At 73.3% G+C, this 7,712-nt stretch carries 6 protein-coding genes and 1 pseudogene; 5 read left to right on the top strand and 2 right to left on the bottom strand.

The annotated features are described in order from the left end of the window. Window positions 1-104: pseudogene (locus AC061S_RS43945) on the top strand (IS982 family transposase); the annotation flags it as partial. A 16-nt stretch (window positions 105-120) separates the two neighbouring features. On the opposite strand, the gene AC061S_RS43940 reads toward AC061S_RS43945, so the two are convergent. Beyond that, on the bottom strand, window positions 121-1,467 hold the full coding sequence (locus tag AC061S_RS43940) for a D-alanyl-D-alanine carboxypeptidase family protein (protein ID WP_478691494.1): 1,347 nt from the start codon (window positions 1,465-1,467) through the stop codon (window positions 121-123). A 574-nt stretch (window positions 1,468-2,041) separates the two neighbouring features. On the opposite strand from AC061S_RS43940, the gene AC061S_RS43935 reads away from it, so the two are divergent. The 3 genes from AC061S_RS43935 (at window position 2,042) to AC061S_RS43925 (ending at window position 3,747) form a co-directional block, all read left to right on the top strand. Continuing rightward, the gene (locus AC061S_RS43935) at window positions 2,042-2,185 is read left to right on the top strand and encodes a hypothetical protein (RefSeq protein ID WP_478691493.1); all 144 of its coding nucleotides are present in this window, start codon (window positions 2,042-2,044) and stop codon (window positions 2,183-2,185) included. Between the two features lie 383 nt (window positions 2,186-2,568). Continuing rightward, window positions 2,569-3,267, top strand: a complete 699-nt coding sequence (locus tag AC061S_RS43930; protein WP_478691492.1) for a peptidoglycan recognition protein family protein — start codon at window positions 2,569-2,571, stop codon at window positions 3,265-3,267. A 42-nt stretch (window positions 3,268-3,309) separates the two neighbouring features. After that, complete coding sequence (locus tag AC061S_RS43925; RefSeq protein WP_478691491.1) at window positions 3,310-3,747, top strand: thioredoxin domain-containing protein; 438 nt, start codon at window positions 3,310-3,312, stop codon at window positions 3,745-3,747. Between the two features lie 7 nt (window positions 3,748-3,754). On the opposite strand, the gene AC061S_RS43920 is transcribed toward AC061S_RS43925, so the two are convergent. Beyond that, entirely contained in the window at window positions 3,755-5,491 is a 1,737-nt protein-coding gene (locus AC061S_RS43920; RefSeq protein WP_478691490.1) for a chloride channel protein, read from the bottom strand. Between the two features lie 279 nt (window positions 5,492-5,770). Between AC061S_RS43920 and AC061S_RS43915 the strand changes: the two genes are divergently transcribed. Further along, window positions 5,771-7,117 (top strand): cytochrome P450, encoded by a 1,347-nt coding sequence (locus AC061S_RS43915; RefSeq protein WP_478691489.1) that lies wholly within the window; start codon window positions 5,771-5,773, stop codon window positions 7,115-7,117. Window positions 7,118-7,712: the final 595 nt, after the last annotated feature.

The raw sequence follows: 7,712 nt of genomic DNA, 5'->3' as shown, positions 1-7,712 counted from the left end.
CCGTCCGAGTCCTGCAACGACTCCTCGCCCTGACCGCCGCGATCTGGCACAACCACAAGACCGGTGGACCCGTCATCCGATCACTGACCGCCTACGACCACTGACCTCGGAATCAATCATCTAGCGGAGGCGTACGAGTTTCGCGCCGAGGGACGGTGCGGACAGGTCCGTCCGCAGTGCCACGGGGACCGTCTGGGCACCCGGCCCGGTGCCGATGGTCAGGACCCCGATCTCGGTCCCGGCCGGCGCCTCCTCGGGGAGTCCCTTCTCGCCGACGGCCAGGCTCAGGTCGAGCCGCTGGCCCGGGACGGCGACGACGGCCGTGTCCCGGGTGGCCACCACCGGGGTCCGGGTGCCGAGCCCGTCGTCGACGTAGCCGACGACCTGGCCCTTCTTGACCGCGCCGGCCGAGGTCAGCGCCGCGCGGACGGCCTCGATGACCTTCTTGCTGTTCTGCTTGACCAGGATCAGGCTGTTGGAGCCGCTGGGGTCGGCGCCGGTGACGCGCTGGTCGAGCATCGTGCCGAGGATCAGCGGGGTCTTGTCGCCCACCGTCTTGTACGCCGCCCACATGAGCGCGCCGCCGGCCGCGGAACTGGAGCCGGTCTTGATGCCCTTGATGCTGAGTCCGGCGATGAGCAGGTCGTCGTTGTTGTTGATGAGCTTCTCCGGCAGGCCCGGGACGGCGGCGTTGGGAAGCTGGACGATCGCCCGGAACGCGTCGAACTTCATGACCTCCTCGGCCAGTTTCAGCTGATCGACGGCGGTGCTCACGGTCTTGGCGTCGAGCCCGCTCGGGTCGGTGTACGTGGTGGAGGTCATGCCGAGCGCCTTGGCCTCGGCGTTCATCTTCTCCACGAACGCGGCCTCGGAATCGCTTCCGGTGTCCCAACGGGCCAGCAGGCGGGCGATGTTGTTGCCCGAGGGGATCATCAGCATCTTCAGCATGTTCTGCTGGGAGAAGCGGGTGCCGGCCGTCAGACCCGTGATGCGCGATTCGCTCTCCGAGGTGCCGTCCGCGACGGCCTTGGCGTCGACCTCGATCTGCGGGCCGTCCTCGTCCTTCTTCAGCGGGTGGTTCTTGAGGATCACGTAGGCCGTCATGACCTTGGCGACGCTGGCCGTCGGCACGGGCTTCTGCTCCCCGAACGTCCCCACGTCGCCCGCGCCGCCGATCCGTACGGCGGCCTGGCCCTTCTCCGGCCAGGGCACCTCGAACCGGCCGTCGAGGGTGACGGAGGAGGCGGTGTCCCCACGGGTGAGGACGGCGTCGGGCAGCGGCCGGAACGCCTGTACGACGGCCAGTACGGCGACCAGCAGGAGCAGCGGCGGCACCCAGATCCGCACCCGCCGGGCCACCGTCCGGCCGGGAGTCGCGGGCGGCGGCGGGGTGTTGGTGAGCTGCGCGAGCAGATCGAGCGCGGGCAACGGCTGCTCGGTGGTCCCCTCGGGGGTGGGGGCGGGCACCTGGGCGGGGGCGGCCCCCGGAGCGGGAGCCGTACCCGGAGCCGGGGCGGTTCCGGGAGCCGGGGCGGGTACCGGAGCAGTCGGGACGGCGCCCCACGCCCGGACGGGCGCAGGTCCCGGAGTCGGAACGCTTCCCTGAACCGGGATGGAGCCCGGAGCCGGAACCGTTCCCGAAGCCGGGGCATACGCCGCCGTCGGCGCGGCCGGGTCGGGTCGTACGCGTACCGGCGCGGGGCCTTCCCCTGAGACCGACGCCCATGCCGGCACCCGCGGCGCGGGAGCCTCGTCCAGCGGCTTGAGCGCGAGGAACGTGCTCGTCCTCTCGGAGTCCGACTCAGGACGGGTGCCGGCGCTGGTACCGGTACCAGCGCCGGTTCCGGCTGCCGGCGTCGTGTCCGGCACCTGGTCAGCGCCCGGGCCCGGGCCCGTTTCCGGCTCGGGAGCGGACGCGACCTCAAGCTCGACCGGAGAGCCGGGCGAGGGAACGGCCGCACGCACGGACGAAGGCCCGGACGCCGCCCCGGCCCCGGCCCCGGGCACGGGATCGGACCCGGACTCGGACTCGGACTCGACCGTGGGTACGACCTCTGGCTCGGACCCGGACCCGGACACGACCGCGAGCTCGGCCCCGGGCTCCGGCGCGGAAGCGGGCGCGGAAGCGGACGAAGCCGTCACCCCGCGAACCGCCCTCGGAGCGGGCACCGTGCGCGGCTCCTGACCCGGCCGAGGTTCGGGTTCGGGGTCGGGGGTGGGCCGCTCGGCGGGAGCCGGTGTGTGCGCGTCGTGCGCGCCGGCCGTCCTCGCCGGGTGCTCGTCGTTCGTCGCGCCGGGCGTTTCGCCCTCCACCGGTACCGCCGTCATGCCGTACACCGCCTTGCTCGTGCCGTTCTGGATCAGCGGTCAGTCTCCGTGCCGCATATGCGCAGGTGATGCGCGCTGGATGACCAGTTCGTCACAATCCGTCGGGCCGGGCCCGGGCCCGGGCCGGCACCCGTCGTCAAACGATCATCAAACGATCACGCCCCCATCATGAGCGCCCCGAAGAATCAGCCACTCCCCCACGTATGGCACACACGCACCACCAAGAACCGGACACCCCTCATGAGCCCCAACACCCCCGGCCCCCCGTCTCCGTCGAGGCGGCGTCTGCTCGCCGGCGGCGGCGCCCTGTTCCTCACCACGGCCGCCGGCTCCCTGCTGGCCGCCGGGTCCGGCGGCTCCGTACCGGGCGCCGACGACCGCGGCCGGAACAAGGGAGCGGGAACGCCCGAGGCCTCGCCCACTGCCCCCGCCGCATCCGGATGGATGCCCGGGGTGTCGAGGATCCCCCTGGAGCGCAACTTCGTCCCCGGCGAACGCGACGCGCAGCGCGGGCTCGTGCTCCATGTCCAGGAGGGCGAGGGCTCTCTGTACGAGCGGTTCAACACCCCCGGGATCAAGACCTCCTCGCACTTCTGGGTCTCCCGGGACGGGGAGACGGAGCAGTACGTGTCCGTACTGGACCGGGCCTGGGCGCAGGTGGAGGGCAACGGGTCGTGGGCCTCGGTCGAGACCTCCGGTTTCGCCACCCGGTCGCTGACGGAGGCCCAGGTCGACGCCGTCGCCCGCATCTACGCCTGGGGCGCCGGCTCGCACGGCTGGCCGCCGGCCGTCAGCGAGCGCCCGGACCAGCCCGGTCTGGGCGTCCACGCCATGGGCGGCGCCGCGTGGGGCGGGCACGAGTGCCCCGGCGCCCTCCGGTCCGGCCAGCGCGCCGAGATCATGCGCCGGGTGCGCGAGCGGCTGCCCGGCGGGGAGTGAGCCGGTCAGGCCGTCCACGAGCGGGCGATAGCCTCGGTGTCCATGACGCGATCCTGGATCCTGCCCGCGCTGCTCGTGCTCTGCGGTTCGGCCGTCGCGGCAGGCCTGTTGTTCACGGGCAGCCGCGCCACGGCCGCCTTGCTCCTGCTGGTGTTCGTGGTGCTCGCGGGCGGGCACTCGCCCCTGGTCTTCCCGAGGCCGGTCACGGCGCTGGAGGCGCGGCGCCGCAGTGCGGCCGACGGCCGGCCGGTCGTCTTGTGGCGGCCGGGCTGCACGTACTGCATACGACTGCGCATCCGGCTCGGCCGCGGTGCCCGCCAACTGCACTGGGTCGACATCTGGCGCGACCCGGCAGGAGCCGCGGCGGCGAGGGAAGCCAACGACGGCGACGAGACCGTGCCCACCGTCATCGTGGCCGGCCTGCCCCACACCAACCCCGATCCCGACTGGGTTCGCGCACTGCTCTCCCCACCCGTGTGACCGCAGGTCAGGGCACTGACTGAGAGGGCGGGTGCAGGGCCAGCAGGGCCGAGCGGTGGGAGACCCATCCCAGGAGGCGGAGCCGTTCCTCGTCGAGGACCGGGAGTCCGTCGCCCTCGCTCGCGGCGAGGAGCGGCAGCGCTTCCTGCAGGGACTGGCCGGCGAGCAGGGCGGGCGGGTGATCCCGTAGCGCCTCGACGGGCGTGTTCTCGGAGCGTCCTCCGTGCAGGGCCTGGGAGAGGGCGGGCGCGCCGACCGAACCCGCGTAGTGGCCGTGGCGGTCGACGAGCGGGAGACGGCCGACGCCCGCCTCGATCATCGCCGTGATGGCCTCACGCAGTCCGGTGCCGGGCGCGAGCGCGGGCGGCGGCGGTCCCATGGCGGTCCGCACCTCGATCGCGGCCGGGCCGGTGAGGTCCAAGTCGACCCCGCGGCGGCGGAGTTTGGCCGTGTAGACGGTGTCCCGGCTGAGGGCGTGGCTGACTCCGGTGGCGACGGCGACGGCGGCCATCAGCGGCAGGATGATGCCGTACTCGCCGGTCAGCTCGTAGATGATGACGACGGCGGTGATCGGCGCGCGGGCCGAACCGGCGAAGACCGCGCCCATGCCGATGACGGCGTAGGTCGTGGCCGAGCCGGTCACTCCGGGTGCGAGGTGGTCCATCGTCTGTCCGAAGGCGCTGCCGAGCATGGCGCCGACGAAGAGGCTGGGGGCGAAGACACCTCCCGAGCCCCCGATCCCGATGGTGACGCTGCACGCGATGATCTTGCCGACGAGCAGGACGAGCAGGAATCCGATCGCGTACCCGCCCACCGCGGCCTTGCCGAGGACCGGGTAGCCGACCCCGTACATCTCGGGGAGAGCCAGCAGGATCGCGCCCAGCACGATGCCGCCGGCCGCCGGGCGGAGCCACTCGGGGCCGTGCCATACGGAGTCGCAGAGGTCTTCCACCCCGTACAGCACCTTGGTGAAGAGCACCCCGACGGCCCCGGCCACCGCGCCGAGGAGTACGTACAGGGCGTACGAGGCCAGGTGGCCGGCGTTCACCGGCGCCAGGTCCAGGAACCGTTCGTCGCCGAGGACTTCGCGGCCGATCACGCTGGCGGTGACCGCGGAGACGGCCACCAGGCCGAAGGCGCGGGCCGTGAAATCGCGCAGGATCAGTTCCATCGAGAAGAAGACCCCGGCCAGGGGCGCGTTGAAGGTGGCGGCGATGCCACCGGCCGCGCCGCAAGCGACCAGCAGCTTCATCCGTTCCTCGCGCACGCGCAGGAGGGATCCGGCGGTGGAGCCGAGGGCGGCCCCGATCTGGACGATGGGGCCTTCGCGGCCCACGGAACCGCCGCCGCCGATGCACAGCGCGGACGCGAGCGATTTCACCACCGCGACCCGGGGCGGGATCCGGCCACCCTGGCGGGCGACCGCGTACATCACCTCGGGGACTCCGTGGCCACGCGCCTCCTTGGCGTAGCGGTAGACGAGCGGCCCGTAGAGCGCGCCCGCGACCACGGGCGCGAGGAGGACGAAGTACGGTCCGAGCCAAGGTACGTACGGGTTGTCGGCGTGGCCGGCGGAGGAGTAGTCGTCGTGGCCGGACAGCGCCCGGGTGAAGACCTCGATCAGCCAGCGGAAGCCCACCGCGCCGAGTCCCGAACCGGCGCCCACGAGTACCGCGGGCAGCAGCATCGCGGCCTGGGTGCGGTTCAGCGCGTCCCGCGCCCCCTCCGCCGAGAACGGACCCATCTCCACTCCTCAGGAACCGATCCACAGCCGAACGCGCGCCCCGGACCCTGGCCACGATCCCCCCGGACCCCCCATCCAACGGCCCGGCTCCCGCCACGGCCCGGAGGCGGGCCGGAGGTACACCCGCCCGGCGTAGGGCACGTCGCGGGTCCGTCCGGGACGGCGTGCCGCCTGGCCGAAGGCCGACCCCCGCCCGTTCCCGGTCCCGTACAGTCCGTGCTGCCTCCGCCCCGGCGCGGGCGGATCCCAGCCGACGAACGGACGAACAGGGGAACACCGATGGCCATCGAAGCCGGTCCCGTGGGCCGCCTCACTCCCCCGGTCCCCGAGCTGGACCCCTCCGTCGTGGAACGGTGGAGCGCGGGGGGAGGCGAGCTCGTCGAGCTGCTGGCCGAGGTGTGCGGACGGCTCGGCGGGGTCGGGGCGTTCCGGCTCGGGGACGGTCCGGGAGGCGGGTCGACCAGCGGGTCGGAGGGCCGGCCGACCGTACTGGTGACCGATCCGGGGGCCATCCAGCACGTACTGGCCCTGCATCCGCAGCGCTACGTGAAACGCTCGCACCGCGCCCGGCTGTTGGTCGGCGAGGGCGTGCTCTCCGCGACCGGCGAGGCGTGGAAGCGCCAACGGCGGCTCCTGCAGTCCCAGTTCACGGGGACCGGGATGCGCCGCTACGAGCAGCGGATCGCCGAGGCCGCGCGGACCGCCGCCGGGCGCTGGGCCGCGTACGCCCGTACCGGGCAGGTCTTCGACGTCGGCGAGGAGATGCGGCGCTTCGCCCTCGACACCATCTGGCGCTCCCTGACCGGCCACCCGCTGGACGCGGACACCGACCGCGAACTGGGCTCCGTCGCGGCCGTGGTGGCGGCGCTGCCGACGCTGCCCTCCGGTTCCGCCGGCGCCGGGGAGGCGGTCGCCGCCGATCTGGCCAGAATCGACGCCGTGGCCCACCACGCCATCGCCGCCGCCCGCCGGGGCTCCGCGGGTCCCGACGGGCCGGGGCTGCTGCACCTGCTGGTGGAGGCGTCCGCCGAGCGGCCCGAGTACACCGACCGGCTGATCCGCGACGAGCTGGTCACGCTGCTGGTCGCCGGGCACGAGACCACGGCCACCACGCTGACCTGGCTGTACCTGCTCCTCGACCGTCATCCCGAGGCCCGCGCGTGGGCTCTCGCGGCGGGCGGCGAGGGCTCGGCGGAGCGCCGGGAGGCGATCCAGGCCCTGGTCAACGAGACGCTGCGGCTGTACCCCTCCGCCTGGATCCTGCCCCGGCACGCCGTCGAGGACGACGTCCTGGCGGGCTACGCCGTAGAGGCGGGCACCGATGTGGTCGTCTGCCCCTATCTCGCGCACCGCGACCCGGCGCTGTGGCCCGATCCCGAGCGCTTCGACCCGCTGCGCTTCATCGCGCCGGGCGGCCGGCCGGCCGTCCCGGGCGGGTACGTGCCCTTCGGCATCGGTCCCCGGGCCTGCCTCGGGCTGCAGTTCGCGCTGCGCGAGTCGACGGTGTTGCTGGAACACCTGCTGCCGGCCCATGTGCCGGCCTTCCGGTCCGTCCCGGACAAGGCCGCCTACAGCATCACGGTGCGCCCGGACGGTCCGACGCCGGCCACGCTCTCGGCACGCTGAGCCCGAGGCGAGGGTGGTGGGGCATCCCGTCACCGGACCGGCTTCCGCCCCGGCGGAACGGGCCGGTCGTGACGGCCCGGTGTGACGGGCCGGTCGTGACGGCCCGGTGTGACGGGCCGGTCGTGACGGCCCGGTGTGACGGGCCGGTCGTGACGGGGATCACTGCCCGCCGACCCATCCACGCATTGGCTGATTCCGGGCCGGGACATGGCCGGAAGTTGATGACGGCAGGGCTTTTCGATCATCGATTGGCCGGACGGGAGGCCCCGTCGGCCGTGGACCGGCCCCGCGGCCGTGTCCCGGCCCCCGCACGCCTAGTGCTGTGACCGGAAAGGTTCACCGTGTCACGGCGCCCGGCACGGCACCTCGCCGCGTTGTCGGACCACTCCGGTACGTCCAGTACGAGTCGCGGTCCTCCGCCTTGCGCTGCACCGCACCGGACACCGCGACCCGGCAAACCTTTCCGGCCACAGCACTAGTAGGACTGCGTTAGGTCGTGCTGGGTCTGGTGCGTTCGCGCAGGTGGGTGGTCTCGGGCAGGGGGCGGTGACAGGTGGTGCAGATGCCGGTCCAGCACCGCAGCAGGTCCTGGAGT

The organism is Streptomyces sp. CA189, from assembly GCF_056428985.1.
The sequence above is the reverse complement of the archived record's forward strand: the minus strand, read 5'-3'. Positions and strand labels throughout refer to the sequence as shown.

Excerpts from the sequence above, each read along its gene's own strand:
- AC061S_RS43930 (WP_478691492.1), top strand. The coding sequence starts at position 2,569 with ATGAGCCCCAACACCCCCGGCCCCCCGTCTCCGTCGAGGCGGCGTCTG.
- AC061S_RS43925 (WP_478691491.1), top strand. The coding sequence starts at position 3,310 with ATGACGCGATCCTGGATCCTGCCCGCGCTGCTCGTGCTCTGCGGTTCG.
- AC061S_RS43920 (WP_478691490.1), bottom strand. The coding sequence starts at position 5,491 with ATGGGTCCGTTCTCGGCGGAGGGGGCGCGGGACGCGCTGAACCGCACC.
- AC061S_RS43915 (WP_478691489.1), top strand. The coding sequence starts at position 5,771 with ATGGCCATCGAAGCCGGTCCCGTGGGCCGCCTCACTCCCCCGGTCCCC.